26 protein-coding genes are annotated in these 24,596 nt (G+C 66.4%); 10 read left to right on the top strand and 16 right to left on the bottom strand.

The genetic code is table 11. From position 1 onward, the window contains the following. Positions 1–72 precede the first annotated feature (72 nt). The 5 genes from CK489_RS14540 to CK489_RS14520 form a co-directional block, all read right to left on the bottom strand. Positions 73–1,398, bottom strand: coding sequence for an adenylate/guanylate cyclase domain-containing protein (locus tag CK489_RS14540; RefSeq protein ID WP_095732737.1), 1,326 nt, complete (start codon positions 1,396–1,398; stop codon positions 73–75). Between the two features lie 46 nt (positions 1,399–1,444). Then, the gene (purD, locus tag CK489_RS14535) at positions 1,445–2,722 is read right to left on the bottom strand and encodes a phosphoribosylamine--glycine ligase (protein ID WP_095732736.1); all 1,278 of its coding nucleotides are present in this window, start codon (positions 2,720–2,722) and stop codon (positions 1,445–1,447) included. A gap of 96 nt (positions 2,723–2,818) precedes the next feature. After that, positions 2,819–3,118, bottom strand: coding sequence for a winged helix-turn-helix domain-containing protein (locus tag CK489_RS14530; RefSeq protein WP_021077293.1), 300 nt, complete (start codon positions 3,116–3,118; stop codon positions 2,819–2,821). A gap of 3 nt (positions 3,119–3,121) precedes the next feature. After that, positions 3,122–3,673 carry a V-type ATP synthase subunit I domain-containing protein gene (locus tag CK489_RS14525; protein WP_095732735.1) on the bottom strand — a complete coding sequence of 184 codons (552 nt, stop codon included), beginning with the start codon at positions 3,671–3,673 and terminating at the stop codon, positions 3,122–3,124. Beyond that, positions 3,670–4,212: a DUF2306 domain-containing protein gene (locus CK489_RS14520; protein ID WP_094193958.1), complete on the bottom strand. Its 543-nt coding sequence runs from the start codon at positions 4,210–4,212 to the stop codon at positions 3,670–3,672. Before CK489_RS14520 ends, CK489_RS14525 begins: the two co-directional genes overlap by 4 nt. A 146-nt stretch (positions 4,213–4,358) precedes the next feature. On the opposite strand from CK489_RS14520, the gene xseA reads away from it, so the two are divergent. Next, on the top strand, positions 4,359–5,981 hold the full coding sequence (xseA, locus tag CK489_RS14515) for an exodeoxyribonuclease VII large subunit (RefSeq protein ID WP_095732734.1): 1,623 nt from the start codon (positions 4,359–4,361) through the stop codon (positions 5,979–5,981). 81 nt (positions 5,982–6,062) lie between these two features. On the opposite strand, the gene CK489_RS14510 is transcribed toward xseA, so the two are convergent. After that, complete coding sequence (locus tag CK489_RS14510) at positions 6,063–6,896, bottom strand: dienelactone hydrolase family protein (RefSeq protein ID WP_095732733.1); 834 nt, start codon at positions 6,894–6,896, stop codon at positions 6,063–6,065. A 187-nt stretch (positions 6,897–7,083) separates the two neighbouring features. Here CK489_RS14510 and CK489_RS14505 point away from each other — a divergent pair, with 187 nt between their 5' ends. Beyond that, complete coding sequence (locus tag CK489_RS14505; RefSeq protein ID WP_050628573.1) at positions 7,084–7,311, top strand: DUF2093 domain-containing protein; 228 nt, start codon at positions 7,084–7,086, stop codon at positions 7,309–7,311. A gap of 14 nt (positions 7,312–7,325) precedes the next feature. Here CK489_RS14505 and lpxK read toward each other — a convergent pair whose 3' ends face one another. From lpxK to CK489_RS14475, 6 genes are all read right to left on the bottom strand, one after another. Continuing rightward, positions 7,326–8,348, bottom strand: coding sequence for a tetraacyldisaccharide 4'-kinase (lpxK, locus tag CK489_RS14500; protein WP_095732732.1), 1,023 nt, complete (start codon positions 8,346–8,348; stop codon positions 7,326–7,328). After that, the gene (locus CK489_RS14495) at positions 8,341–9,675 is read right to left on the bottom strand and encodes a 3-deoxy-D-manno-octulosonic acid transferase (RefSeq protein WP_050628543.1); all 1,335 of its coding nucleotides are present in this window, start codon (positions 9,673–9,675) and stop codon (positions 8,341–8,343) included. Before CK489_RS14495 ends, lpxK begins: the two co-directional genes overlap by 8 nt. Beyond that, entirely contained in the window at positions 9,638–10,351 is a 714-nt protein-coding gene (locus CK489_RS14490) for a lysophospholipid acyltransferase family protein (protein WP_050628542.1), read from the bottom strand. Before CK489_RS14490 ends, CK489_RS14495 begins: the two co-directional genes overlap by 38 nt. Continuing rightward, a complete protein-coding gene (locus tag CK489_RS14485) occupies positions 10,348–10,596 on the bottom strand; it encodes a DUF4170 domain-containing protein (RefSeq protein ID WP_050628541.1) in 249 nt (82 codons plus the stop codon). Before CK489_RS14485 ends, CK489_RS14490 begins: the two co-directional genes overlap by 4 nt. A 142-nt stretch (positions 10,597–10,738) precedes the next feature. Beyond that, positions 10,739–11,548, bottom strand: a complete 810-nt coding sequence (locus CK489_RS14480; protein WP_095732731.1) for an inositol monophosphatase family protein — start codon at positions 11,546–11,548, stop codon at positions 10,739–10,741. Next, complete coding sequence (locus CK489_RS14475) at positions 11,535–12,923, bottom strand: TldD/PmbA family protein (protein WP_050628539.1); 1,389 nt, start codon at positions 12,921–12,923, stop codon at positions 11,535–11,537. The genes CK489_RS14480 and CK489_RS14475 overlap by 14 nt, the downstream gene beginning before the upstream one ends. 275 nt (positions 12,924–13,198) lie before the next feature. Between CK489_RS14475 and CK489_RS14470 the strand changes: the two genes are divergently transcribed. Then, a complete protein-coding gene (locus CK489_RS14470; protein ID WP_095732730.1) occupies positions 13,199–13,723 on the top strand; it encodes a DUF6101 family protein in 525 nt (174 codons plus the stop codon). A gap of 289 nt (positions 13,724–14,012) precedes the next feature. On the opposite strand, the gene ubiA is transcribed toward CK489_RS14470, so the two are convergent. Beyond that, on the bottom strand, positions 14,013–14,945 hold the full coding sequence (ubiA, locus tag CK489_RS14465; RefSeq protein WP_050628537.1) for a 4-hydroxybenzoate octaprenyltransferase: 933 nt from the start codon (positions 14,943–14,945) through the stop codon (positions 14,013–14,015). 10 nt (positions 14,946–14,955) lie between these two features. Continuing rightward, positions 14,956–15,687 (bottom strand): hypothetical protein, encoded by a 732-nt coding sequence (locus CK489_RS14460; RefSeq protein ID WP_095732729.1) that lies wholly within the window; start codon positions 15,685–15,687, stop codon positions 14,956–14,958. 489 nt (positions 15,688–16,176) lie between these two features. Between CK489_RS14460 and CK489_RS14455 the strand changes: the two genes are divergently transcribed. From CK489_RS14455 to CK489_RS14430, 6 genes are all read left to right on the top strand, one after another. Further along, positions 16,177–16,977: a 16S rRNA (uracil(1498)-N(3))-methyltransferase gene (locus CK489_RS14455; protein ID WP_095732728.1), complete on the top strand. Its 801-nt coding sequence runs from the start codon at positions 16,177–16,179 to the stop codon at positions 16,975–16,977. A gap of 196 nt (positions 16,978–17,173) precedes the next feature. Beyond that, on the top strand, positions 17,174–18,337 hold the full coding sequence (locus CK489_RS14450; RefSeq protein WP_050628572.1) for an ATP phosphoribosyltransferase regulatory subunit: 1,164 nt from the start codon (positions 17,174–17,176) through the stop codon (positions 18,335–18,337). Continuing rightward, on the top strand, positions 18,334–19,311 hold the full coding sequence (gene hisG, locus CK489_RS14445) for an ATP phosphoribosyltransferase (protein ID WP_095732727.1): 978 nt from the start codon (positions 18,334–18,336) through the stop codon (positions 19,309–19,311). Before CK489_RS14450 ends, hisG begins: the two co-directional genes overlap by 4 nt. A gap of 138 nt (positions 19,312–19,449) precedes the next feature. Further along, on the top strand, positions 19,450–20,496 hold the full coding sequence (locus CK489_RS14440) for a glycosyltransferase family 2 protein (RefSeq protein ID WP_050628535.1): 1,047 nt from the start codon (positions 19,450–19,452) through the stop codon (positions 20,494–20,496). After that, the gene (locus CK489_RS14435) at positions 20,493–21,335 is read left to right on the top strand and encodes a ChbG/HpnK family deacetylase (protein WP_095732726.1); all 843 of its coding nucleotides are present in this window, start codon (positions 20,493–20,495) and stop codon (positions 21,333–21,335) included. The genes CK489_RS14440 and CK489_RS14435 overlap by 4 nt, the downstream gene beginning before the upstream one ends. Before the next feature lie 193 nt (positions 21,336–21,528). Then, complete coding sequence (locus CK489_RS14430) at positions 21,529–22,368, top strand: DUF2076 domain-containing protein (protein ID WP_198960927.1); 840 nt, start codon at positions 21,529–21,531, stop codon at positions 22,366–22,368. A 75-nt stretch (positions 22,369–22,443) separates the two neighbouring features. On the opposite strand, the gene CK489_RS14425 is transcribed toward CK489_RS14430, so the two are convergent. Together CK489_RS14425 and CK489_RS41340 are read right to left on the bottom strand one after the other, a co-directional pair. Next, positions 22,444–23,253: a L,D-transpeptidase gene (locus CK489_RS14425; protein ID WP_095732724.1), complete on the bottom strand. Its 810-nt coding sequence runs from the start codon at positions 23,251–23,253 to the stop codon at positions 22,444–22,446. 69 nt (positions 23,254–23,322) lie between these two features. Continuing rightward, on the bottom strand, positions 23,323–23,478 hold the full coding sequence (locus CK489_RS41340) for a hypothetical protein (RefSeq protein WP_157860916.1): 156 nt from the start codon (positions 23,476–23,478) through the stop codon (positions 23,323–23,325). Between the two features lie 85 nt (positions 23,479–23,563). Here CK489_RS41340 and CK489_RS14420 point away from each other — a divergent pair, with 85 nt between their 5' ends. Then, positions 23,564–24,340, top strand: a complete 777-nt coding sequence (locus tag CK489_RS14420) for a protein phosphatase CheZ (RefSeq protein WP_050628571.1) — start codon at positions 23,564–23,566, stop codon at positions 24,338–24,340. Positions 24,341–24,596: the final 256 nt, after the last annotated feature.

The raw sequence follows: 24,596 nt of genomic DNA, 5'->3' as shown, positions 1-24,596 counted from the left end.
CAAGCTGCCTACAAGATCGCGTTTCCGGATCGACGCGCGAGGCGCGTCGTCCGGAACGACGCGGTGAATGCCCTAGCCACTCGCTGCGAACAGCTCCCATTTCCCGGGCAACCCCTTCAGCTCGAACGCACCGCGCTCGGCGAATTTCAGCCCGGCGCCGGCGACGAGATCGGTGACGACGCGCGACACCAGCACCTCGTTCGAGGCGCACCTCGACATCACGCGCGCCGCGGCATGCACCGCGATTCCGCCGATGTCGGCCCCCCTCACCTCGATCTCGCCGGTGTGCAGGCCTGCGCGTACCGGCAGGCCGATCTGCTGGGTCGCGGAGCCGAATGCCAAGGCGCAGCGCACGGCGCGTCCCGGACCATCGAACGTCGCCAGAATGCCGTCGCCGGTGCTCTTGACCAGACGCCCGCGATGCCGGTCGACGATCTGCTGGGCGAGTTGATCGTGATCATCGAGCAGGCGCCGCCAGCGCTGATCGCCCATCGCTGCCGCGCTGCGGGTGGATTCGACAATGTCGGTGAACAGCACGGTCGCGAGCACGCGCTCCAGTTCAGTTTCCCCACTATCACGATGGCCGGTGACGAATTCCTCGATATCGCCGAGCAGCGCCTCGGTCTCACCGACCCAGAAATAGTGATCGCCGCCCGGATATTCCACATACTTCGCGCCAGGGATCGCGCGTGCGACATCGCGGCCGAGCGCCACGGGAACGCGACCATCGCCGGTCCGGTGCAGGACGAGCGTCGGGACCTGGAGCGTCGGCAAGATCGTCGTGATGTCGATCGCGCGATTGAGAACGAGCAGCGTTCGCAGCGCACCCGGACTGCTCGACAGCCGCTCGAACTTCGCAATCTGAGCGATGACCTCTGGATTCGCGGCCTGGCTCGGCGCGACGGTCTTGACGGTGTCGCCCGAGCCCCAGTTCTGCACGACCTCGTCGCAGCGCTGTTGCCACTCCTCCTCGGGCAGACGATCCTTCGAGCGGGCAAAGCTACCGAGCAGGACAAGACGCGAGACGCGGTCCGGATAAGTTGCTGCAAACAGCACGCTCATCGGACAGCCCTCGGAGAAGCCGAACAGCACCGCGCGGGCGGAGCCGATGGCATCCATGATCGCCCGGACGTCGTCCATGCGCTGCTCGAGCGAGGGCGCGCCGGTCATCCGATCCGACAATCCCTGTCCGCGTTTGTCGAAGGTCACGACCCGGGCGAAACGCGACAGGCGGCGCAGCACGGCGGTGTAGCCGGCCATCTCGTGCATGAACTCGATATGCGAAAACAGGCCAGGGACGAGGATGATGTCGACGGGACCGTCGCCCATCACCTGATAGGCGATGCTGGCGTCGCCGCTCTGCGCGTAATGTGTCTCGGGCAGTCTGAAATCGGTCATTCGAAGGCCCCCGGGCGCGTCATTGTCGCCGCTGGGGCCGGATCGATCAACCCCGCTCCGCCTCCACCGCCTGCCAGGCAATGTCGCGGCGGCAGAATCCCTCCGGCCATTTGATGCGGTCGACCGCCTGATAGGCGCGGTCGCGCGCCTCGGTGACGGTCTTGCCCATCGCGGAGACGTTCAGCACCCGCCCGCCATTGGCCAGCACTGCGCCGTCCTTCGCCACCGTGCCGGCGTGGAAGATCTCGACGCCTTCGACCTTGGCGGCGTCATCGAGGCCGTCGATCTGCGTGCCCTTGATGTAGTCGCCGGGATAGCCCTTGGCCGCCATCACGACGGTCAGCGCCGGGTCCGGGTACCAGCGCAGGTCGAAGTTCTTCAGTTGCCCGTCGATCGAGGCGAGCAGCGCCGGCACGATGTCGGACATCATCCGCAGCATCAGCACCTGGCACTCGGGATCGCCGAAGCGGACGTTGTACTCGAACAGTTTTGGGCCCTGCGCGGTCAGCATCACGCCGGCATAGAGCACGCCCTTGAACGGGATGCCGCGGCTCTTCATCCCGGCGACCGTCGGCAGGATGATGCGGGCCATGATCTGATCGTGGATTTCAGGCGTCACGAACGGCGTCGGCGAATAGGCGCCCATGCCACCGGTGTTCGGCCCCTTGTCGTGATCGAACACCCGCTTGTGGTCCTGTGCGGTCGCGAGCGGGATCGCGGTCTCGCCGTCGCACAGTGCGAAGAAGCTGATCTCGCGGCCAGAGAGGAATTCCTCGATCACGACCTCGGCGCCGGCCGAGCCGAACGCACCCTCGAACATCATCGCGATGGCTGCCTCGGCCTCGTGCAGCGTCTGCGCCACCACGACGCCCTTGCCGGCGGCAAGCCCGTCGGCCTTGACCACGATCGGCGCGCCCTGGGCGCGGACATAGGCCACGGCGTCCTTCGCATTGTCGAAACGGCGATAGGCGCCGGTCGGAATGTCAAACTCGCTGCAGAGGTCCTTGGTGAACCCCTTGGAGCCCTCGAGCTGCGCGGCCTGCCTGCTCGGCCCGAACGCCTTGATGCCGGCAGCGGCGAGATCGTCGACAATGCCGGCGGCGAGCGGCGTCTCCGGACCGACCACCACCAGATCGACCGCGTTGCGTCGACAGAACTCGATCACAGCGGCATGGTCGGCGAGATCGAGCTCGACGCACTCGGCCTCGCGCGCGATCCCGGCATTGCCCGGCGCGCACCAGAGTTTCGTCACCAGCGGAGATGCGGCGATCTTCCACGCCAGCGCATGTTCGCGGCCGCCGGAACCGAGCAGGAGGATGTTCATCAGGTACAGGCTCAAATGGGTGCAAGAGCTGTGTCGGTCGCACGAATCCCCGCCGGCCCGCAAGGGGCGACGGGGCCAATTCCCCGTCATTCCGGCTCACGGCTGCTTGCCGGCGATGATCTCCTGCAGGGTCGCGACATGACGGGCAAAAGCGCCGCGGCCGGCCGCGGTCGCGGTCACCGTGGTCTGCGGCTTCTTGCCGACGAAGGCCTTGTCGACCGCGACATAGCCGGCCCGGGCCAGCGTCTCGATATGGGCGCCGAGATTGCCGTCCGTGGCGCCCGTCAGCTTCTTCAGCCGGGCGAATTCGAGCCCGGTCGAAACCGGCAGCGCATTGAGCGCCGCCATGATCCGGAGCCGCAGCGGCTGGTGGATGATCTCGTCGAGCTCGGCCATCGCTCAGATCCGGCGCATCCAGAGCCCGCCGAGGATGAGCGCGCCGCCATGCACGACAGCCATCCACAACAGCAGCGCCGGACCGGAGTAAAAGTAGGCGGTCACGATCAAGGCGCTGCTGCCGAGCGCGATCACGATGAAGGCGTAGCCGAACCACAGGCCGGCGAGCGCATAGAACAGCATCGTGAAGAGCGGCCAGAACACCAGCATCTGGCGCGGCCCGAAATGGCCCAGCACCATCGAACAGAACACGCCGAACACGATGAACAGCAGGAACGCCATCAGCAAGCGGACCGCGAAGGCGCCCGCCCCCGGACCGACACCGCTGAACGCGGCAATTGCGATCGAGCCCGCGATTCCGATGAGATCGACGACGGCCCAGATCGTATAGCCCTGTGGCGGCCATGTGTAGTTGGCGATGTAGCCGACAAGCACCAATGCGCCCCACATGGTGATGATCAGACTGGCGGTCTGATAAATTCGCGACTGGCGGACGCGATGCACGATATCGTTGATGTCGTTCAGCGCCGCGCTGGCCTGCTGGCTGTCGATCATGACGGCACTCCACTCCGCCCGGCGAGCTCGGCGGCAAGCGGCGTCGTTTCCGCCGGTGGCCGATACTTTCCAATCAGGACGAAGGCGATCGTCATGGTCACCGCCGACAGGACCAGAGCGATCAGCCCGACCTGTCCGCGCGTCGTCAGCGGCAGCACGCGCGCCGCGATTTCGGTGGCCGCCGCCGACATCAGCGACACGTAGGACCAAGAGATCAAGTAGTAGTGCTGCAGTCGCCAGTTCGTCGGCCGAGGGCCGCGCAGCAGCGGAACAATCGCCGCCACGATGCAGGCGAAGTTCACGATCGCGCCGAGGTGGAACAGGTTGAACGCACCGGTGAAGCGATAGACCAGCATCGCGGTCCCGTCGGCGACCAGCATGGCGTAGACGTAGAAATAACCGCGCGCCCGGTGGCCGGCGCCGCGCTTTGGCCGCAGGAACTGGATCAGCCCGACACCGATGCAGAGTATCGCCACGACGGCGTGGACCGCGCCCGCCGCGGAATGGACCAAACCTGCCAACGTCGCCTGCGGGATCATCGATCAGCCCTCCAACCCGGCTGCGTTCCCATTTACAGAGAACTCTGTATCACAGAGTAGATGCACAAGCAAGCCCGCGCATTGGCGACGGCGGGCAAAAGTCCCTACGTTGCGGTGAAGCCCACGAACAGCCGAATCACCTGCAAATGACCGCTGCCGCGCCGAATCTCGTCAACGCGCCCGAATTCACCGTCTCGGAACTCTCCTCCGCCCTGAAACGGACGGTGGAAGACCGCTTCGGCCATGTCCGCGTCCGCGGCGAGATTTCCGGCTTTCGCGGGCCGCACTCTTCCGGCCATTGCTATTTCGCGCTGAAGGACGAGAACGCCAAGATCGAGGCGGTGATCTGGAAGTTCGCCCACGCAAGGATGCGCTTCAAGCCGCAGGAAGGGCTCGAGGTCATCGCCACCGGCAAGCTGACCACCTATCCGAACTCGTCGAAGTACCAGATCGTCATCGACTCGCTGGAGCCGGCCGGCGTCGGCGCGCTGATGGCGCTGATGGAGGAGCGCAAGAAGAAGCTTGCGGCCGAAGGGCTGTTCGACGAGGCGCGCAAGCAGCTGCTGCCCTGGCTGCCGGAAGTGATCGGCGTCGTCACCTCGCCGACCGGCGCTGTCATCCGCGACATCCTGCATCGCCTCGAGGACCGCTTTCCGCGCCGGGTGCTGGTCTGGCCGGTCAAGGTGCAGGGCGACGGCTCGGCCGAGCAGGTCGCGGCCGCGATCCGCGGCTTCAACGCTCTGCCGGAGGGCGGCCGGATTCCGCGGCCTGACCTGTTGATTGTCGCGCGCGGCGGCGGCTCGCTGGAAGACCTGTGGTCGTTCAACGAGGAGATCGTGGTCCGCGCCGCGGCCGAGAGCCACATCCCGCTGATCTCGGCGGTCGGCCACGAGACCGACATCACGCTGATCGACTTCGTCGCCGACAAGCGCGCGCCGACGCCGACCGCGGCCGCCGAGATGGCGGTGCCGGTGCGCAGCGAGCTGTTCGTCGAGGTCCAGGCGCTGGCCCGCCGCACCATGGTGTGCTGGCAGCGCGCCCAGGAGGCTCGCCGCAACGAGCTGCGCGCCGCAGCGCGCGCGCTGCCGGCGGCGAACGAATTGCTGGCGATCCCGCGGCAACGGCTCGATCATCTCGCGGCCGGGTTGCCGCGCGGACTGAAGGCCAACACGCATGCGCATTTCCGCCGCTTTGCCGCGTCGAGCTCGCGGCTCACCATCGGTGTGCTGCGCGGCCAGGTCGCGCATGCAAGGCAGCGGCTCACCGCATCCGGCGAGCGCATCACGCTGTCGGCGCGCGCGCTGCTGCATCGCAGGCGCGAGCGTTTCAGCGGGCTCGAGATCCGGCTCAAGGCTTCGAAGCTCGCCAATGCCAAGGCGCAGCGCACCGCGATCGCCCGCGATCTGGAGCGCACCCACCGCCTCGCCGAGCGCGCCCGCCGCGCGCTGCTGACGACGCTGCAGCGGCTCGAGGCGCGCGTCGCCCACCGCGGACAGCTGCTGTCGGCGCTGTCCTATCGCGGCGTGCTGGCACGCGGCTTTGCGCTGGTGCGCGACGCGCAGGGCCACGCGATCCATTCCGCGGCGGCGGTCGGCCCGAACTCAGGCCTGTCGATCGAGTTCGCCGATGGCCGCGTCGCCGCCACCACGAATGCCGATCAGCCCGCGGCGACGGCAACGCCCGAGAGCCAGCCGAAGCCTCAGCGCGAAGCGAAACCGGCGGCGCCGAAGCGCGCCGTCAAGCCGGAAGACCAAGGCAGTCTGTTCTGATTTTTCCTGGCGCATGATCTCCGCGCAAACGCTCCGCGTTTGTCGCGAGGGAAAACCGCCGTGCGCCTTACGGATCGCGCTCTAGCGCGACAGCCACTCGGCGACCTGCTTCTGCGCGTCCTTGCGCGCATTCGCATCGGTGCCGATATGGCCGCGCTCGGCGATCTCGGCGTCGGAGGCCGCGACCGCATGCAGGGGCAAATTGGCCCGGTCGAAGTCGTGATACGCCTCGGGATAGACCACGATCCGCGCCAGCGCGCTGCGGCCGCGTGCGCCGTCGACCATCTGGTGGCAGGCCGATGACGACGTCACATCGTCGCGCGCGCCGATCAGAACCAGCGTCGGCACCCGCGCGCTCCAGCCGAGGCCGAACGAGGTGCGACAATCCGGATAGAACGCGACCGCCGAGCGGAAGTCGGGCTCGCCATTGCGCGACCACATCTGCGGCCGCACCGCCCACAGCAGAGCGGCTGCGCCATTGCCCCAGCCGATCAGGCTGATGCGGCTCTTCGCCACCCATTTCTGCTGCACCAGCCACTGCCGCGCGGCATTGATGTCGGCAACCCGCGCACGGCGGGTCTGGACCTGATGCTCCCTGATGCGGCACTGCGGGCCGAGCTCGCGCGAGCCGTAGCTGTCCGGCAGCAGCACCGCATGCCCTGACGTGAGCAGTTGCTCGGCCCAATCGCGGTAGCGCGGCAAGACGGCCTCGGAGTGGCCGGCGAGACCACCGCAGCCATGCAGCGCGATCACCGTCGGGAACGGGCCATCGCCATCGGGCCGGTAGAGCTGCGCGTGCAGCGTGACATTGCCTTCGGCAATCTCGACCTGGCGAGGCGCCGGAAGCGGCGCCGCCGCGGCCGCAGCCGGCACGGCAAGCATCGCGAGGCAGATGAAAACTGACTTGAGGCGCATCCGATCCGGCCGGCTCGTTATGGCGCTGCCAACACAGCGGACCACATCCGCAACGCTACCATGCGCTTTCGCCGCCAAATCATCACAAGTCGGTGGTTTAACGGGCGGACATGACCCCCTATCTGTGATAGACGGCTTCATGAACATTTAAGGCTGCCTCGTCAGAGGCAAGGTGGAGAGCTCAAACGTGCTGAACAAGTTCGGTCCCTCGGGCCATGGCGAAGCGCAGGTGCAATATCTCGACGGCGATTTCCGCGTGATCTCGCCCGGCACCTTTGTGCGTTGTGCCATCACCGACGTCCGGATTCCGCTCGACGAGCTGAAGTACTGGAGCGTCGACCTGCAGGAAGCCTACGCCACGCCGACCGCCGTGCTGCAGCGCCACTATCCCGGCGTGCTCAAGCCGCAGGCCTGAGCTCAAGACTGGGCTCATCCGCGCAGCCTCCTGTCCCGCGCCTTGAACAACTGATCGGTCACGAAGCGCCGCAGCGCAGCCGCATCGTCGAATTGCATCGTCACTGCGAACGGCACGATCGCCTGTGCCGAGGCCGGCCTCCCCAGCGGATCGCGCAGCCGCGCCAGATCCTTTTCCGTCGTCACCAGCGTCAAGGCGTCAGCGCGCGCGTCGGCGACGAGTTGTTCGATCTCGTCCGCCGTGAAGGCGTGGTGATCGCCGAACGCCCTGCTGCGCACGATGTCGATGCCGCTCGAGCGCAGCGTGTTGAAGAAGCGCTCGGGATCGCCGATGCCGGCAAAAGCGAGCACCCGCGCGCCGCTCAGCGCCGCCAGCGAAGCCTGGTCGGGCTTCAGACGTGCAGACAAGACCGGCTTGCCGCGCGACCCGAGATCGGCCGCGATCTTTGCTGCCGCGCTCCCCTCGCCGACCACGATCAGCGCGTCGGTCCGCGCGAGTTGCGGCGACAGAGGTGCACGCAACGGGCCGGCCGGAATGACGCGGCCGTTGCCGACGCCGCGCGTGGCGTCGATCACGATCAGGCTGGCGTCCTTGGCTACGGATGGATTCTGGAAGCCGTCATCCATCAGGATCACGGTCGCATCCTGCGCGCGCGCCAGTGCGAGGCCCGCGGCGCGGTCGCGCGACACCACCACCGGCAAGGCGGCCGCCATCATCAGCGGTTCGTCACCGACATCGGCTGCGGTGTGGCGCTCGCGATCGACCTTGACCGGGCCACCGAGACGGCCGCCATAGCCGCGGCTGAGCACCACCGGCCGTTCGTCGAGCTCGCGCAGCAGTTTCGCCAGCGCCAGCACCGTCGGCGTCTTGCCGGCGCCGCCAACATGATAGTTGCCGATGCAAAACACCGGGATGCCGGCATCGGCGCCGGAGGGCCGCATCCGCCGCGCGGCGACCGCGCCGTATAGCGCGGCAAGAGGGCTCAACAGAGATGCGATCCAAGACGACGGCCGGTGCCAGAAGGCCGGCTCACGCATTGGCGGCTCCCATCTCGAGCCGCAACTGCAACAGATAGGGCTCGAGAGCGGTCACCGTGCGTTCCAGCGCACCACCGAGTTGCTCGACGACGCGTTCGGAGGCGGCCAGCGACGCATCACGCGATGCGGGATCGGCGAGGAACTGGCCGAGCTGCTTGACCAGTGCGTCCCGGTCATCGGCGCGCCGCGCGCCGCCGCTACGATCGAGCGCCTCATAGACGTCGGTGAAATTGAACACGTGCGGGCCGTGCACGATCGCAGCGCCAAGCTTGATCGCCTCGATCGGATTCTGGCCGCCATGCGGGACCAGCGAGCCGCCCATGAACACGATCGGCGCGAGGCGATAGAACAGGCCGAGCTCCCCCATGGTGTCGGCGACGTAGATATCTGTCGTCGCGACCGGCAGGTCCTCGTGCGAGCGCAGACCGGGGCGCAGGCCGGCAGCCGTCACGAGCTGTGCGACCGCCTCACCGCGATGGGCGTGCCGCGGCACGATCACCGTGAGCAGCCCGGGGAAGAATTTGGCGAGCGATTTGTGCGCCTCGATCAGGATCTCTTCCTCGCCGGGATGTGTCGACGCGGCGACCACGATCGCGCGTCCGCGCGTCACCGACATCAGCCGCTCCAGCTTGGCGGGATCGGCCGGCGGCGCCGCGACGTCGAGCTTGAGGTTGCCGGTGACGACCACATTGTGGCTGCCGAGCGCGGCAAAGCGTTCGGCGTCGGTGCTCGACTGCGCGAGGCAGATGTCGAACCGTCCGAGCAGCGCCTCGATGGTGTTGGAGAGCCGGCGCCAGCGCGGGAACGAACGCTGCGACATCCGCCCGTTGATCAGGACCATCGGCAGCCGCCGCGCGGCGCTCGACAGGATCAGGTTCGGCCACAAATCGGACTCGATGAACAGCGCCAGCGACGGACGCCAGTGATCGAGAAAACGCGCGACATAGCGCGGCGAGTCATACGGCACGTATTGATGGATCACGTCGGGCGGGAAGCGCTTGGCGACGATCGCCGCCGAGGTCACCGTGCCCGAGGTGAGCAGGATGCGCAAATTGAGCGCGCGCAGCCGCTCGATCAGCCCGACCGCCGCCAGCACCTCGCCGACGCTGGCGCCGTGGATCCACACCAGCGGCCCCTGCGGCCTGGTATCGGCGCTCATGCCGCGCCGCTCGCCGACGCGTTCGGGATCTTCCTTGCCGAGCTTGAGCCGCCGCTTGATCAAGGCAGGCACGACCGGCACCATCGCGGACGACAGCTTGCGGTAGACACGCAACGTCATCGGTAGCGAGCTAGCCAAGCATTGCCTCCGGCCGCCCGACCGCTGCATAGGCGCGCCGGGTCGCTTCGTTGAGCAGGTTCTCCACGTGCTGCCGAAGCTTTTCCATCGTCGCGGCGTCGGCATCCGGCGGCACGTAGACCGGCTCAATACCTACCACTGCGCCGCGCCCGAATGGTAAATTGATGGTGGTCGAATCCCAGTTTTTCAACCGAATGAATCGGCTGGTGACCATCGCAAAGGGGATAATCGGCCGGCCGGTTTCCCGCGCCAGCATGATGGCCCCGAGACCTGCTACCCGCGCCCGCTTCGGCACGTCGGCCGTGGTGGCCATGTTGCAGCCGTCTTCCAGCGTCCGCACCATCTCCAGGAAGGCGCCGACGCCGCCCTTGCGATGGAACGCGCCGGAGTGGTCGCCGGAACCTCTGATGGTGCCGATGCCGAGTCGCTCTACCGCGAGGGCGTTGAACTCGCCGTCGCGGTGACGGGAGATCAGGACCTTGGCGCGGTAGCTCGCCTTGGTCTTGATGAACGGCGTCATGAAGTGCTGGCCGTGCCAGAACACGAAGATCGCCGGCATCAGGGGCTCGACGATCTCGTAGACGTCAGACGGCTGATAGATGAAGCGGTTGGTGTACCAGACCAGCCGCAGATATTCGGCCGCAAGCACACCCAGCGCGCGCTGCACGAAGCCGCTGCGCAGCAGATCGCGAAGAAGTCGTTTCAATGGGAATGCTTTGTGTCCTGCTCGGGATCGAGCAACCGGTGGAGGTGAACGACGAAATAGCGCATCTGGGCGTTGTCCACGGTCGCCTGCGCCTTCGCCTTCCAGGCCGCATAGGCCGTCGCGTAGTTCGGGTAGACGCCGACGATCTCGACTTCGTCCAGATTCTTGAAGGTGTTGTGCTCGAGATCGGTCAACTCGCCGCCGATAACGAGATGAAGCAGCTGCGGCTGGGCATTGTCTGACATGATGGTGGTTTTCCTAACGAGATGCCCGGCAAAGCACTGAAGTCGTGGTCGTTACAGGTCGTGTCGTCACAAGTCTGATCGTCACAGGTCTGTCGTACGTCTGGTCGTCACAAACGGAAGCGCGGAGCGGATCGGCGAAGCCTTACGGCAATGGACGGCTGCGAAAATGCTCGACAATGCGTGCATGACGTTCGCGTCCTGCTGCCACCAGCACCCCATGCGTCACCTCCCGGCGATTGTATTCAATCGCATCCCCCGAGAGTGCGGTCATCTTACCACCCGCTTCCTGCACGATCAAATTCGCCGCGGCAAGATCCCAGTCGCGGCTTTGCCCGCCCGCAAAGGCCGCGTCAAGTCGACCTTGTGCTACACGGCACAGCCGCAAGGCCAGCGATCCGATTCGCGGAAACAGCGTGATCTCGTCCGGCGACGGGCTGAGCCGCTGCACCAGCGGTTTCGGTCCGGCCATGCGGGGAAAATTGAAGTCGGTGCCTGCGGTCGCATGCACGGCGGCGTCGTTCAGAGTGGCGCCCTGCCCACGGGCGGCAAAGAAGATTTCCTCGCTCACCGGCGCGTACACCGCCGCGAGCACCGGAGATGCATTTTCAACCAGCGCCACACTGACGCACCAATCCTCGCGTCCGGCGAGATAGGCGCGGGTGCCGTCGATCGGATCGACGATCCAGGTGAAGCGCTTGTCGAGCCGCGTCGCGTTATCGGCGCTCTCCTCCGACAACCAGCCATAGCCGGGCGTCGCCGAACGCAGCTGCTGCTCCAGGAGATCGTTGACCGCGATGTCGGCCTCGGAGACCGGCGAGGACGCACCCTTGATCCAGTTCTTCAATTCGGTGCGGAACAGCGACAATGCGAGCCGGCCCGCCTCCTGCACCGATCTGGTCAGCAAGGCGGCATCGCGCGCCTTGGTCCAGTCGTCCGTATCAGCGTCCGCCAAGCGTCAGGCCCTCGATGCGCAGCGTCGGCGAATTGACGCCGTAGCGGAACTCCAGATCGTTGGCTGCGACCAGCGACTTGAACATCGGCAGCAGATGGCCGGCGATGGTCACCTCGCTGACCGGATAGGTGATCTCGCCATTCTCGATCCAGAAACCCGACGCGCCGCGGCTGTAATCGCCGGTCACGCCGTTGACGCCGGAGCCGATCAGGTCGGTGACGTAGAAGCCCTGCTTGATGTCGGAGATCAGCTCCTTCGGCGTCATCGCACCGGGCTCGAGATGCAGATTATACGTTCCGGGCGACGGCGACGACGACACGCCGCGATGCGCATGCCCTGTCGTGACCAGGCCGAGCTCGCGCGCGGTCGCGGAGTCGAGCACCCAGGTAGTCAGCACGCCTTCGTCAATCAGCGCGATCTTCTTCACCTTGACGCCCTCGGCATCGAAAGTCTGCGAGCGCAGGCCGCGCACGCGCAAGGGATCGTCGATGATGCGGATGTCCTTGGAGAACAACTGCTCGCCGAGCTTGTCCTTCAGGAAGCTGGTCTTGCGCGCGATCGAGGCGCCGTTGATGGCGCCGACCAGATGGCCGATGATCGAGCCGGCAACCCGCGGATCGAACACGACCGGCACCTTGCAGGTCTCGACCTTGCGCGGATTGAACCGCGCCACCGCGCGCTCGCCGGCCTTGCGGCCGACGGTCGTGGGTGAATCGAGATCGGAGGCGTGCGGCGCGCTGGTGAAGTCGTAGTCGCGCTCCATGCCGGTGCCCTCGCCGGAGATCGCCGTCGTCGAGATGCCGTGGCTGGAGCGCAGATAAGAACCGTGGAAGCCGGTCGAGGTCACCAGCACCATGCCGCCGATCCCGGTCGAGGCCGACGCCCCGCCAGACTTGGTGACACCCTTGACCGCGAGCGCCGCAGCCTCCGCCGCGATGGCGCGCTGCTCGAGCTCGGCCGTGCTCGGGACGTTGCGATCGAGCAGATCGAGATCGGGGAAATCATGCGCAAGCAGCGCGGGATCGGCCAGGCCGACATATTTGTCGTCCGGCGCCACGCGCGCCATCGCGACGGCGCGCTCGGCGAGCTTTGCGATCCCGTCGCCGGTGACGTCGTTGGTCGACACCACAGCCTGGCGCTGCCCGACGAACACCCGCAGGCCGACGTCGTCGCCCTCGGAGCGCTCGGTTTCCTCGACGCGGCCATCGCGCACCTCGACGCCCTGCGAGACGCCGCGCACAGCGATGGCATCGGCGGCATCGGCGCCGGCGCGCCTGGCGGCATCGACCAGGCGCTGCGCGAGGTCGCTGAGCGCGGATTGGTCGAACAGATCGGAGGTATCACCGTGTCGCGATGCAGATGGTGAAGAGTTCACGAACGAATTCCTGCGGATTGAGGGGGGCCCGGAACGAAGTCGACAGACCCACCAGATGTGCCGGATTCACTGGGATTTCAAGCACTTTGCACCGGCGGGCAACAAAGATTTGAGTGATCGGCGCAAGGCTTCGTCAATCATGCGGGCCAACCTCTTGTCAATCATGGCGCCAGGTGAGGAGCGATTAACCAGGCTTTTTAAGCTGAAATGGCCATCGGTCGGCTAGGCTCCCACACATCGACCGGGAACATAATCCCGGCGGGGAGACTAGAGCTTTGAGGCGTCAAACACCAACAAGCGGAATCAATTCCGCCGGGTCGAGCTGCGCAATGCGGCTCGACCCACTTTCCCTTCCGCTCAGCTTCCACGCGCAGGATGCGCGCGCGGACGGCGGCATGCGGCAGGTCGAGCTTCATCGCGAACATGTCGTGCTGCGCCGCGCCGTCCTCGGCATGCGGATGGCGGTCAATGTTCGCGTCAGCGATTTCCTCGGCGTCGCGGTGCGCGGCATCGACGACGCGCAGATGCTGGTGCTGGTGCACCGCGATCCCGCGCTCTCCATTCCGCTCGGCTCCAGTTCGGATGCCGACGAAATCACCTCCGCCTGGCAGATGTGGAGCGACATCTTCCACCTGCCGCAACTGACCGAGCCGCCGCCGCGGATGGCTTCTCCGCGCCGCCGCCGCCGCAACGCGATCCGCGCCCGTCGCCCGAAATTCCTGGTCCGCCGCCGCGCCGGTTTCCGCCTCAACGAAGCCAGCGTCCATCGCGACGAGCGTGAGATCATCGCGCGGGATTAGTTTCGTCGCACGCGCTCGCCTCACAACCGCCGTCGTCCCTGCGAAAGCAGGGACCCATACTCCGCGGCGGATGTTGTTGAAGGGGCTCGTCGTTCCAACATCGCTTACCAATAACCTTCGTGGTTATGGGTCCCTGCTTTCGCAGGGACGACACTGAGTATGTTGCCCCGTCTGCGGATCACACATCTGCATTCTCGCGACATGAGTTGCCCGTCGGGCTGTTTGTCGCACCTCTCTCCGTCATTCCCCCGGCGAGCAATTGCGCACCGGGGAATGACGAGGGAAGGAATCACGCCGCCCGCAGCACCGCGTCGACGACCAGGCTTGCGAACAGGATGAAGCCCGCGTCGCGGTTGGATTTGAAGATGCGCAGGCAGAGCGCGGGGTCGCTGGTGTCGAGCCGCCGGACCTGCCAGCCGAGATGCAACGCGAACGCCGCAAGGCCGATCCAGGCCGGCCAGCGCGCGCCTGCCAGCGCGAACGCTGTGCCGATCAGGAGCACGGCGAGACCATAGAAGATCACCAACGCCCGATGGGTACGCGCGCCGAACAGGCGCGCGGTGGATTTGACGCCGATCAGCGCATCATCCTCGGCGTCCTGATGGGCGTAGATGGTGTCGTAGGCGATCACCCAGGCGATCGATCCGGCGTAGAGCGCGATCGCGGTCAGATCGATGCGTTCAAGCGTCACCGCAAATCCCATCAGGGCGCCGTAGGAAAAGGCGAGGCCGAGCACGACCTGCGGCCACCAGGTGATCCGCTTCATGAACGGATAGATCGCGACGATCACGAGCGAAGCGATGCCGGTCATGACCGCAAAGCGGTTGAACTGCAGCAGCACGAGGAGGCCGATCAGCGCCTGCAGCACCATGAAGACCACGGCCTGCGTCACCGTCACCTGCCCGGCCGGGATCGGCCGCGACCGCGTGCGCTCGACCTTGGCGTCGAGATCGCGGTCGGTGATGTCGTTCCAGGTGCAGCCCGCGCCGCGCATCACGAAGGCGCCGATGAAGAACAGCAGGACTGTGAGCGGGAGCGAGCGAACGTCATGCGCGACGCCGGCGGCGAGCGCCGCCGACCACCAGCACGGCATCAGCAGCAGCCAGGAGCCGATCGGACGATCGTAGCGTGCAAGCCGCAGATAGGGCCGCGACCAGACCGGCGCATGGGTATCCACCCAGTTGCCCGTGGAGTCGGCAACGCGGGCGGAGACATCGCTCATGGATGATCCATCAACGGGTGAGAACGTTGCCGTTCAGGGTGTCGAAGGTGCTGCCGCCCTTCTTGGTCGGGGTCGCTTCCGGCAGCGAGGCGGACGAGCCGAGCACGTCGCTGAGCGACGGCCCCGCGGGCCCGCGCGGCTGCGCCGCCGCCTGCTCTGCGACGTTGCAGACCTTCTTCAGCAGCGCTTCGGTATTCTTGTGACCGGTCCTGAGCTGCTCGGAGATCTGCGGCGGGATCCCGCACTTCTGCGCGTTGGTGTCGACGTATTTGATCATCCTGACTTCAGCCTGGCTGTAATTGCCGATCAGCTTGCAGGCCTCCTGCGGGCTGGCGTGCCGGTCGCTCGCCGCCTTGATCGCCTTGCCACGCTTCTCGGTCTCCTCGCGCAGCGGCACGAAATCCTTCATGCAGGCATCGCCGGGCCCCCCGCCACCACCGGCCCCCGGGGGAGGCGGTGGGGATGACAGACCGCCACCGGCGATCGGAGCCGCACCATTGGTCGGAAATGCCGAGGGGGTGGCGCCGACCCTGGCCGCCGGCGCGCCGTTGACCGGCGGGAACGCTGGATCGGGAGCGGTCGCGGCCCTGGCCGGACGCGCGCCGTTCACCGGCGGAAACGCGGGGTCGTTGACGGTGCCGGCCTGTCCAGGCAGCGGAGCCGGAAAAGCGCTCTGCGCAGCAGCCTGCCCCGCAGACAGGGCGGTCGCGGCAAGGGTCAGCACGATCAGTCGGCGGATCATCGAGGGTGTTTCTCCGGCAAAAGGTCCAGGCAACCCCAGCGCAACAAAACGAAGCAACGAATTTTGGGGGCGTTTTACGATTCCTGTGAGCCCTTAACAACCCGTGGATTTGGGCGACAGCGCGGCGTAGGGCCACACCGGCCACATTAAATTGTTCCCGGATTCTAAGCCTTTAGGCTACGAACGGCGGTAAAATCGAGCTTCAAATCTGCCTGAACAGGATTTTCGGTCATGCCTCGATCTGGATTTGCAGCCCTGCAGGCCGACCGAACAACAAAAGGGGCCGCGTGCAAGCGACCCCTCGGACTTCAATATGACTTGGTGACAGAAGCAATGTATCGACGCTTTCTTCCTACCCGGCCCACGAATTCATGGCGAGTCCGCGGGATTACGGTGTCGTTCAGTTTGGTAAATTTGTCGGGCAGCAGTGAAGCCACCGTAGCGCTGGCGAACGATGCCCGTCATGGAATTTGAAGATCCTCCCCGAACATGCCCGAACACGATTTTCACAGCCCCCGTCTGTTCGTCGATGCGCCGCTCGGTGCCGGTGCGACCGTTTCGCTCGAACGCGACCAGAGCAATTATCTCGGCAACGTGCTGCGGCTCGGCGCCGGTGACACCGTACTGGTGTTCAACGGGCGCGACGGCGAGTGGCGCGCAGCGATTTCCGGCCGCAAGCGCGCCGACACGCTGACGATCACGGCACAGACCCGCGCGCAGGATCGCCTGCCCGACGTCACCTATGTGTTCGCGCCGCTGAAGCATGCGCGGCTCGACTACATGGTGCAGAAGGCGGTCGAGATGGGCGCCGCGCGACTGGTTCCGGTGCTGACCCGCTTCACCCAGGTGTCGCGGGTCAATGGTGAACGGATGCGCGCCAATGTGGTCGAGGCCGCCGAGCAATGCGGCATCATCTCGCTTGCCGAGGTCGCCGATCCGCTGCCGCTCGAGCGTTACCTCGCCGGCCGCGACCCGGCGCGGCTATTGGTGTTCTGCGACGAGGCGGCCGAGGTCGCGAACCCGATGCAGGCGTTGCAGGCTGCCACAACAGCAAACAGCGGGATCGACGTCCTGGTCGGCCCCGAGGGCGGCTTTGCCGAGGAGGAGCGCGCGCTGTTGCTGCGCCAGCCCAACATCCTCCGCCTCGCACTCGGCCCGCGCATCCTGCGCGCCGACACCGCCGCCGTCGCCGCGCTGACGCTGGTGCAGGCAGCGCTGGGCGATTGGGGCGGCAGTGATGGACACACCAGCGCAAGGGTTCCCTCCCCCCTTGCGGGGGAGGGAGCCTGACAGGCGTGCTCACCTCACTCGCAAGTCGGCGTGCCCGGCCCCTAGCCAAGCCGTCGCAAAATCGTTAACGAACCCAATCATTAAGCCACTTGGCTGATCCCTGTCGAAACCATGGATCGGCCATGCTAAGGGCTCCGCCAGCACCACCTATGGAACCGGCCTCGAAACGCGATTTCGGGGCGAATTGGACCTCGAGATGACCGAAGCTGCCGCACCACGATCCGCCGCCGGATCCGCCATCTGGGCGGATGCGCTGCTGGCCTCGTTCGCGCAGGCGGGTTACGTCAGGTCCGAACCCGCGGTCCTGCAGCCGGCCGAGCCGTTCCTCGACCTCTCCGGCGAAGACATCCGCAAGAGCTTGTACCTGACGACCGACCCGAGCGGCGAAGAGCTCTGCCTGCGCCCGGACCTCACGATCCCGGTGGCGCGCGACTACCTCGCCTCGCCTCGCGCCGGCCAGCCGGCCGGCTTCAGCTATCTCGGCCCGGTGTTCCGCTATCGCGGCGGCGCGCCGAGCCAGTTCCTGCAGGCCGGCATCGAATCCTTCGGACGGCAGGACCGTGCCGCGGCCGACGCCGAGATGCTGGCACTGGCGCTGGAGGCGACCACCGCGTTCGGGCTGAAGGACGTCGAGATCCGCACCGGCGACGTCGCGCTGTTCAACGCGCTGATCGATGCGCTCGAGCTCTACCCGGTGTGGCGGCGCCGCCTGATCAAGGATTTCAACCGCAAGGTCTCGCTGACCGACGACATCGAGCAGCTGACGCTTTCGACCGCGCCGGGCCGCAACGAATATGAGGGCGTGCTCGCGGCCCTCGCCGGCTCCGACCGCAAGGCGGCGCTGGCGCTGGTCACCGATTTGATGTCGATCGCCGGCACCACCAATGTCGGCGGACGCACGGTCGCCGAGATCGCCGACCGCTTCCTCGAGCAATCGACCTTGAAGGGCGGCGCGCTGCCGCGCGACGCGGTCGCCACCATCAAGCGCTTCCTCGCCATCTCGGGCGATCCGGACGACGCGGTCGCGCAGCTGCGCACGCTGGCCAGTGACGCCAAGCTCAACCTTGCTGCCGCGATCGACCAGTTCGAGAGCCGGGTCGGCTTCATGGCGGCGCGCGGCATCGACATCAGGAAGACGCGGTTCTCGACCGCGTTCGGCCGCGGCCTCGACTACTACACCGGCTTCGAATTCGAGTTGCACGCCAAGGGCAACGGCAGCGAGCCGCTGGTCGCGGGCGGCCGCTATGACGGGCTGATGTCGCAGCTCGGATCGGCCAATCCGATCCCCGCGGTCGGCTTCTCGGTCTGGATCGAGGCGATGACCCGGCACGGCAAGGCCCTGCGCGGAGACGCCCGATGAGCACGCCCTTCGTCGTCGCCGTTCCGTCCAAGGGGCGCCTGCAAGAGAACGCGGAGAGCTTCTTCGCCCGTGCCGGGCTGACCTTGTCGAAGGCCGGCGGCGCGCGCGACTATCGCGGCACCATCGCCGGCGTCGACAATGTCGAGATCGCCTATCTCTCGGCGAGCGAGATCGCGGCCAATCTGGCGCGCGGCGCCGTGCATCTCGGCGTCACCGGCGAGGACCTGGTGCGCGAGAGCATTCCGGATCCCGACAAGCGCGTGCTGATGATCGAGGGCCTCGGCTTCGGCTATGCCAATGTCGTGGTCGCGGTGCCCCAGGCCTGGATCGACGTCCGCACCATGGCCGATCTCGACGACGTCGCGAGCGGCTTCCGCGAGCAGCACAATCACCGCATGCGGGTTGCGACCAAATACATCAACCTGACGCGCGGCTTCTTCGCCCGGCACGGCGTCGGCGACTACCGCATCGTCGAGAGCGCCGGCGCCACCGAAGGCGCGCCCGCGGCCGGTACCGCCGAACTGATCGTCGACATCACCACGACAGGCGCGACGCTCGCCGCCAACGGGCTCAAGGTGCTCGACGACGGCGTGATGCTGCGCAGCCAGGCCAATCTGGTGGCCTCGAAGGATGCCGACTGGTCGAACGGCGCCCGCGAGACCGCGCGCGTGATCCTCGACCACATCGCCGCGCGGGCCCGCGCCAGCAAGTACCGCGAGGTCCGCACCCGCTTCGCCGGCTGTAACGACGCGCTGCTGTCCGAGGCGCATCAGCGCTTCGGCGTGGTCGCTCCGTTCGGCGGCCCGACCTCGTCGGGGATGCTTACGCTGCACTGCCCACCGGGCAAGCTCTACGCGCTCGGCAGCTTCCTGCGCGAGCACGGCGCCGAGACCGTGTCGGTGGTGTCGCTGGACTACGTGTTCGACCGCGAGAATCCGCTGTTCGCCAAGCTCGAGGCGTTCCTGCGACAATGAGCCGGCCGCGCCGTTCATCTTGGCGACAGGCGGCCGTCAGTACCATATTGTGTTCGTGATCTGTCGTTGTGACGCGTTTTCCTCACGCGAACCGGACGTCCCTTCGCCCGAAAACGCTCTAGTTCTGGAACCTGACCGATGATGCTGGGCTCTGACGTTTCCAGCCTGACCACGACCGCCAAGACCGCCGCCGCGCAGGGTCTGTCCATCGTCGTGCCCGTCTACAACGAGGCCGCCGGGCTCAGTGCGCTGCACCAACGGCTGATCGACCTCGCGAGATCGCTGCGCGCCCGTTACGGGCTTGCCTGCGAGGTGATCTATGTCGACGACGGCAGCGCCGACGATACGCTCGCAATCGCGCGCGGTCTGGCCGCCGATGGGCTCGACCTGCAGGTGGTGTCGCTGTCGCGCAATTTCGGCAAGGAGGCGGCGCTGATGGCCGGCCTCGACCATGCCCGCCGCGGCGCGGTCCTGTTCATGGATGGCGACGGCCAGCATCCGCCGACGCTGGTGGAGCAACTGGTCGCACACTGGATCGATGACGGCTACGACGTGGTCTACACGGCGAAGGCGCATCGCGACAATGAATCGGCGGCGCGGCGGCTTGCTGTCCGCGGCTTCTACGCGCTGATCAACTGGGGCGCGCGGCAGCAGATCCCCGAGGATGCGGGCGACTTCCGCCTGCTGTCGCCGCGCGCGGCAGCGGCCTTGCGGCAATTGCCGGAGCGCAACCGCTTCTTCAAGGGCCTCGCCAGCTGGATCGGCTTCAAGCAGATCCGCGTCGACTACGAGCCGGCGCCGCGCGCACACGGCGTCACCACCTTCAATGCCGGCCGGCTGATCGGTCTCTCGATCGAGGGCCTGACCTCGTTCTCGGTGGCGCCGCTGCGCTTCGCCAGCCTGCTCGGCGCGCTGCTCGCGGGCGTCGCCTTCCTGTTCGGCCTCTCGATCCTGTGGGAAGTCTTGACCACCGGCAAGCAGGTGCCCGGCTATCCGTCGCTGATGATCGGCATGATGACGATCGGCGGCGTGCAGCTGATCATGATCGGCATCGTCGGCGAATATATCGGCAAGATCCTCTCCGAATTGAAGGCGCGGCCGATCTACTTCGTCGCCGAGCATACCGAGAAGCACGCCGACGGCGGCGCGGCGCAAAATGCCTCCGAGCGGACCGCCGCCGAATGAGCGAAGCACCGCCGCGCCGGATCTGGCTGTGTGCTGACGATTATGGCTTGAGCGACGGCGTCAACCGCGCGATCCGCGATCTGATCGAGCGCTGCCGTCTCAATGCGACCTCGGTGATGATGGTGACGCCGGCGATCGGCCGCGAGGCTGCCGCTGCATTGCAGGAATCGGTGGCGAAAAGCCCGCGCTGCGCGATCGGGCTGCATGTGACGCTGACCGCGCCGTTCCGGCCGCTGACCATGCATTTCCGCCCGCTCGACGGCGATATGTTCCTGCCGTTCCCGAGGTTGTTGCGCGCCGGGCTGATGCATCGGCTCGACGCCGAGCTGGTCCATGCCGAGGTGCTGGCGCAGCTCGACGCCTTCCACGAGCTGTTCGGCCGCGCGCCCGATTTCGTCGACGGCCACCAGCACGCGCAGCTGTTCCCGCAGGTGCGCGACGGCTTCCTGCGCGCCGTGAAGGAGCGCGCACCGGACGCCTGGGTGCGGCAGTGCGGACGCGAAGGTCCGCTGGCGCGCCAGTTCGCGGCGCCGAAGGCGCTGGTGCTGAACGTGCTCAGCACCCAATTCCGCATCAAGGCGCAGCGAGCCGGCCTACGCTTCAACCCGGCCTTCGCCGGCGCCTATGATTTTACGCGCGAGAACGATTTCGCGGCACTGATGCGCGGCTTTCTGGACGGCATGCCGGAAGATGGCCTCGTGATGTGCCACCCCGGTTTCGTCGATGAAACCCTGAAGAGTCTCGACCCGCTGACGACGCAGCGCGAGACCGAGCATGCCTATCTGGCGGGCAACGCTTTCCCCGCGCTCCTGGCCCTGAATAAAGTTACACTCGAATAAAGTTACACCTGCCTGACACTTGTTTTGGCGCGTCTTCCCCACGCGAACCGGGTATCCGCTTCGCTCGAAACGCTTCAGGTTCACAGGTCGTATTGTCGCATACGGAAATTTAATTCACGCCCCCACTCCTTGCGCCACAAAGCCCATCCTACATCTCGGGCGCGCCGATTCGATCGACGCGATGGAGAACGCCATGACACCGCAAGAACGCCAATTGATCGACGATCTCTTCGACCGGCTCGCCAAGCTGGAGAATGCCCCGCGCGACAGCGAGGCCATGTCCGCGATCATGCAGGGCCTGCGCAACGCGCCGAATGCGGTCTACGCACTGGTGCAGACCGCGCTGGTGCAGGACGAGGCGCTGAAGCGCGCCCATGACCGGATCCAGGAACTCGAGGCCACGGCCGGCCAGCAGCAGCCAGCCCCGCAGCAAGGTGGTTTCCTCGATTCGATGCGCGATGCGATCTTCGGGCAGGGACAAGGCCAGCCGCACGGCTCGGTGCCGCCGGTGCGCGCGCCTGACATGGGCGGCCGCCCGGTCTGGAACTCGGGCCAAGCGATGCAGCAGGCCGGCGGCTATGGCCAGCCCTACGGCCAGCCGCCGCAGCAATACGGACAACCGCAATTCGGCCAGCCCCCGGCTTTCGGCGGCGGCGCGCCCGGCGGCGGGGGCGGCTCGTTCCTCGGCACCGCGGCTGCGGCCGCGGCCGGCGTGGTCGGCGGCGGACTGCTGCTCTCCAGCATCCGCGGCATGATGGGCGGCGGCGGCCACCAGTCGCTGGCGGATGCCGGCAGCCTCACTGGTGGCTCGCGTCCCTGGGGCGGCGACCAGTCGTCGAGCGATCTCGCGCGTGACGCCGGGGTCAACGACATCGGCTCGAACCGCGACAGCGGCTCGCGCGCCGGCCTGTTCGACCAGGCCTCGAACAACAACAACGACGACAACTACAACACCGACCACGATTCCGACGGCTTCGACAATGACGACGACGGTTTCGACGGCGGCGGAGACAATGACAGCGATTATGCGTAAGCGCGTGCGCATCGCCTGAACGACAAACGGCCGCTCGGATCGAGCGGCCGTTTTTGATTCACGCGTTGGCCGTGATCACATCACGACGACCTTGGCGCCGACATTGACGCGGCCGTAGAGATCGATCACGTCCTCGTTGCGCATCCGGATGCAGCCGGACGAGACGTTGGTGCCGATCGTCCACGGCTCGTTGGAGCCGTGGATGCGATAGAGCGAGGAGCCGAGATACATCGCACGCGCCCCGAGCGGATTCTCCGGGCCGCCTTCCATGTGCCGCGGCAGATCGGGACGGCGCGCCAGCATTTCCGGCGGCGGCGTCCAGGCCGGCCACTCCTTCTTCGCCGAGATCGTCTTGGTGCCGGCCCAGGTGAAGCCGGGCCGCCCGACGCCGATGCCGTAGCGCAGCGCGCGGCCGTCGCCCTGCACCAGATAGAGGAATTTGTTCGGCGTATCGACGACGATGGTGCCGGCGCCTTCCTTGCCGTGATAGTCGACCAGCTGCTTTTCATATTGCGGATCGAACGGACGCTGCGTCGGATCGCCCGCCGCCTCTTGCTGCTGACGGATCATCTGCTGCTGCGGATCCATCGGCGGCAGCCCCTGGCGATTGCCGTAATAGGCCGGCTGCTGCTGATACATCGGCTGCGGCGCATAACCCTGCGACGACGGCGCATCGCCGAACAGGAATTCGATGAAGCCGCCGCCCATGTTGGAGCGTTGCGGCTGCACATAGGCGGTGCGCATCGGCGGCTGCGGCGCGCCCTGGTTGGCGTAGATCACGGTGGGCTCGGGCGGAGCCGACGCGTCGATCGCCATGGCATGGTGGGGAACGGCAATAAGAGAAGACGCGCCGGCGAGCAGCGCAAGCGTGGTTTTCCTGAACATCGACGTACTCTGTACTGGTTTCGTCGTGACGTGATGCGCGAGGGCGCCGACTTGCGCCGTTGCACGTGGTCAATAAGCAATGAAAACCGCATCGGTTTGGTAAACGGATCGGCCGTTTCGATTCACCACGTCGGCAATGCGGCGCGGTTTTGCCCGGTAGCGTTTATTTTGCGTGAACGCCGCGGCAACATGGTTAATCGCCGGTAGCGCCGCGATTGCACGCACTCGGCGCAAACTGCTCCGGCGTGAACCTGACGTTAAATCCGCGCTGTCTAGAACGGACGGCAGTAAAGGGGCGGGAATGAAAATCATGTCAGTGAAGCGCAAGCGTTTTCGTGTCGAGCAGGCGATGGGTGAGGTGGTGATGCCGGAGCCGGAAGCGGCCGGCGGCGCCGACCTCGGTCCGATGCATCGCGAGATCATGGCCGAGCTTCGCTCGATCCGCGCCCAGATGGCCGCAACGCCGGCGCAGCGCAGCGGCGACAGCGTCGATGCCGCGGTCGCTCGCGAAGTCGCCGAGACCCACGCGCTGCTCGAGACCTACCGCGCACAGGTCGAACAGTGCGAGAAGCTCAAGGTCGAGCTCGACCTGATCCACGACGCGATCAGCCGCACCAAGCGCGAGATCGCCGTGCTGCACGGCAAGAGCTTCAACGGCGAGGAGATGGCCAAGGTCAATGGCGAGCTTGGCGCCGTGGTCGGCGGCACCGAACAGGCCACCCAGCAGATCCTCGAAGCGGTCGAGGCGATCGACCAGGCCGCGACGGCGCTGGCGAACAACGTCACGCCCGACCAGCAGAAGCGGCTCAGCGAAGACATTCAGGAGCGCGTGGTCTCGATCTTCGAGGCCTGCAACTTCCAGGACCTCACCGGCCAGCGCATCAGCAAGGTGATGCAGACGATGAAGTTCATCGAACAGCACATCAACGAGATGATGAACATCTGGGGCGGTGTCGACGCGATCAAGACCCACTCCCCGCCGATCGTTGACACCCGCGAGGGCGATGCCCGCCTGCTCAACGGCCCGAAGCTCGACGGCGACGCCGGCCACGCCTCGCAGGACGACATCGACGCGATGTTCAACTGAGATTTGTCGGATCCAAGACGGAAAACGCCGGCCCTTGAGCCGGCGTTTTCATTTTAGAGGGCACGGATCGACACGGCGCCGAGCCGTACATCATCCGCAACACTGCTTTCTTGGGCACGTGATCGGTACCGAAAACTTCATGTCCTTGACATAAGTCAACGGCATCGCGCCGCAAATCAGTCAAAGCTTCTGCTTCGACGACATCCAATCTGCTGGCAGATTCGCCGCAGAGGGGAAGCATATTGTCGCGCGAAGG

Source organism: Bradyrhizobium sp. UFLA03-84, assembly GCF_002289535.1.
Classification (GTDB): Bacteria; Pseudomonadota; Alphaproteobacteria; order Rhizobiales; family Xanthobacteraceae; genus Bradyrhizobium; species Bradyrhizobium viridifuturi.
Note: the sequence above shows the minus strand (reverse complement) of the source record. Positions and strands in the feature narration are given on the sequence as shown.

Bases quoted from the DNA above. Each gene is read 5' to 3' on its own strand.
- CK489_RS14540 (WP_095732737.1), bottom strand. From the start codon at position 1,398: ATGACCGATTTCAGACTGCCCGAGACACATTACGCGCAGAGCGGCGAC.
- purD (WP_095732736.1), bottom strand. From the start codon at position 2,722: ATGAACATCCTCCTGCTCGGTTCCGGCGGCCGCGAACATGCGCTGGCG.
- CK489_RS14530 (WP_021077293.1), bottom strand. From the start codon at position 3,118: ATGGCCGAGCTCGACGAGATCATCCACCAGCCGCTGCGGCTCCGGATC.
- CK489_RS14525 (WP_095732735.1), bottom strand. From the start codon at position 3,673: ATGATCGACAGCCAGCAGGCCAGCGCGGCGCTGAACGACATCAACGAT.
- CK489_RS14520 (WP_094193958.1), bottom strand. From the start codon at position 4,212: ATGATCCCGCAGGCGACGTTGGCAGGTTTGGTCCATTCCGCGGCGGGC.
- xseA (WP_095732734.1), top strand. From the start codon at position 4,359: ATGACCGCTGCCGCGCCGAATCTCGTCAACGCGCCCGAATTCACCGTC.
- CK489_RS14510 (WP_095732733.1), bottom strand. From the start codon at position 6,896: ATGCGCCTCAAGTCAGTTTTCATCTGCCTCGCGATGCTTGCCGTGCCG.
- lpxK (WP_095732732.1), bottom strand. From the start codon at position 8,348: ATGCGTGAGCCGGCCTTCTGGCACCGGCCGTCGTCTTGGATCGCATCT.
- CK489_RS14495 (WP_050628543.1), bottom strand. From the start codon at position 9,675: ATGCAGCGGTCGGGCGGCCGGAGGCAATGCTTGGCTAGCTCGCTACCG.
- CK489_RS14485 (WP_050628541.1), bottom strand. From the start codon at position 10,596: ATGTCAGACAATGCCCAGCCGCAGCTGCTTCATCTCGTTATCGGCGGC.
- ubiA (WP_050628537.1), bottom strand. From the start codon at position 14,945: ATGAGCGATGTCTCCGCCCGCGTTGCCGACTCCACGGGCAACTGGGTG.
- CK489_RS14460 (WP_095732729.1), bottom strand. From the start codon at position 15,687: ATGATCCGCCGACTGATCGTGCTGACCCTTGCCGCGACCGCCCTGTCT.
- CK489_RS14455 (WP_095732728.1), top strand. From the start codon at position 16,177: ATGCCCGAACACGATTTTCACAGCCCCCGTCTGTTCGTCGATGCGCCG.
- CK489_RS14450 (WP_050628572.1), top strand. From the start codon at position 17,174: ATGACCGAAGCTGCCGCACCACGATCCGCCGCCGGATCCGCCATCTGG.
- hisG (WP_095732727.1), top strand. From the start codon at position 18,334: ATGAGCACGCCCTTCGTCGTCGCCGTTCCGTCCAAGGGGCGCCTGCAA.
- CK489_RS14440 (WP_050628535.1), top strand. From the start codon at position 19,450: ATGATGCTGGGCTCTGACGTTTCCAGCCTGACCACGACCGCCAAGACC.
- CK489_RS14435 (WP_095732726.1), top strand. From the start codon at position 20,493: ATGAGCGAAGCACCGCCGCGCCGGATCTGGCTGTGTGCTGACGATTAT.
- CK489_RS14430 (WP_198960927.1), top strand. From the start codon at position 21,529: ATGACACCGCAAGAACGCCAATTGATCGACGATCTCTTCGACCGGCTC.
- CK489_RS14425 (WP_095732724.1), bottom strand. From the start codon at position 23,253: ATGTTCAGGAAAACCACGCTTGCGCTGCTCGCCGGCGCGTCTTCTCTT.
- CK489_RS14420 (WP_050628571.1), top strand. From the start codon at position 23,564: ATGTCAGTGAAGCGCAAGCGTTTTCGTGTCGAGCAGGCGATGGGTGAG.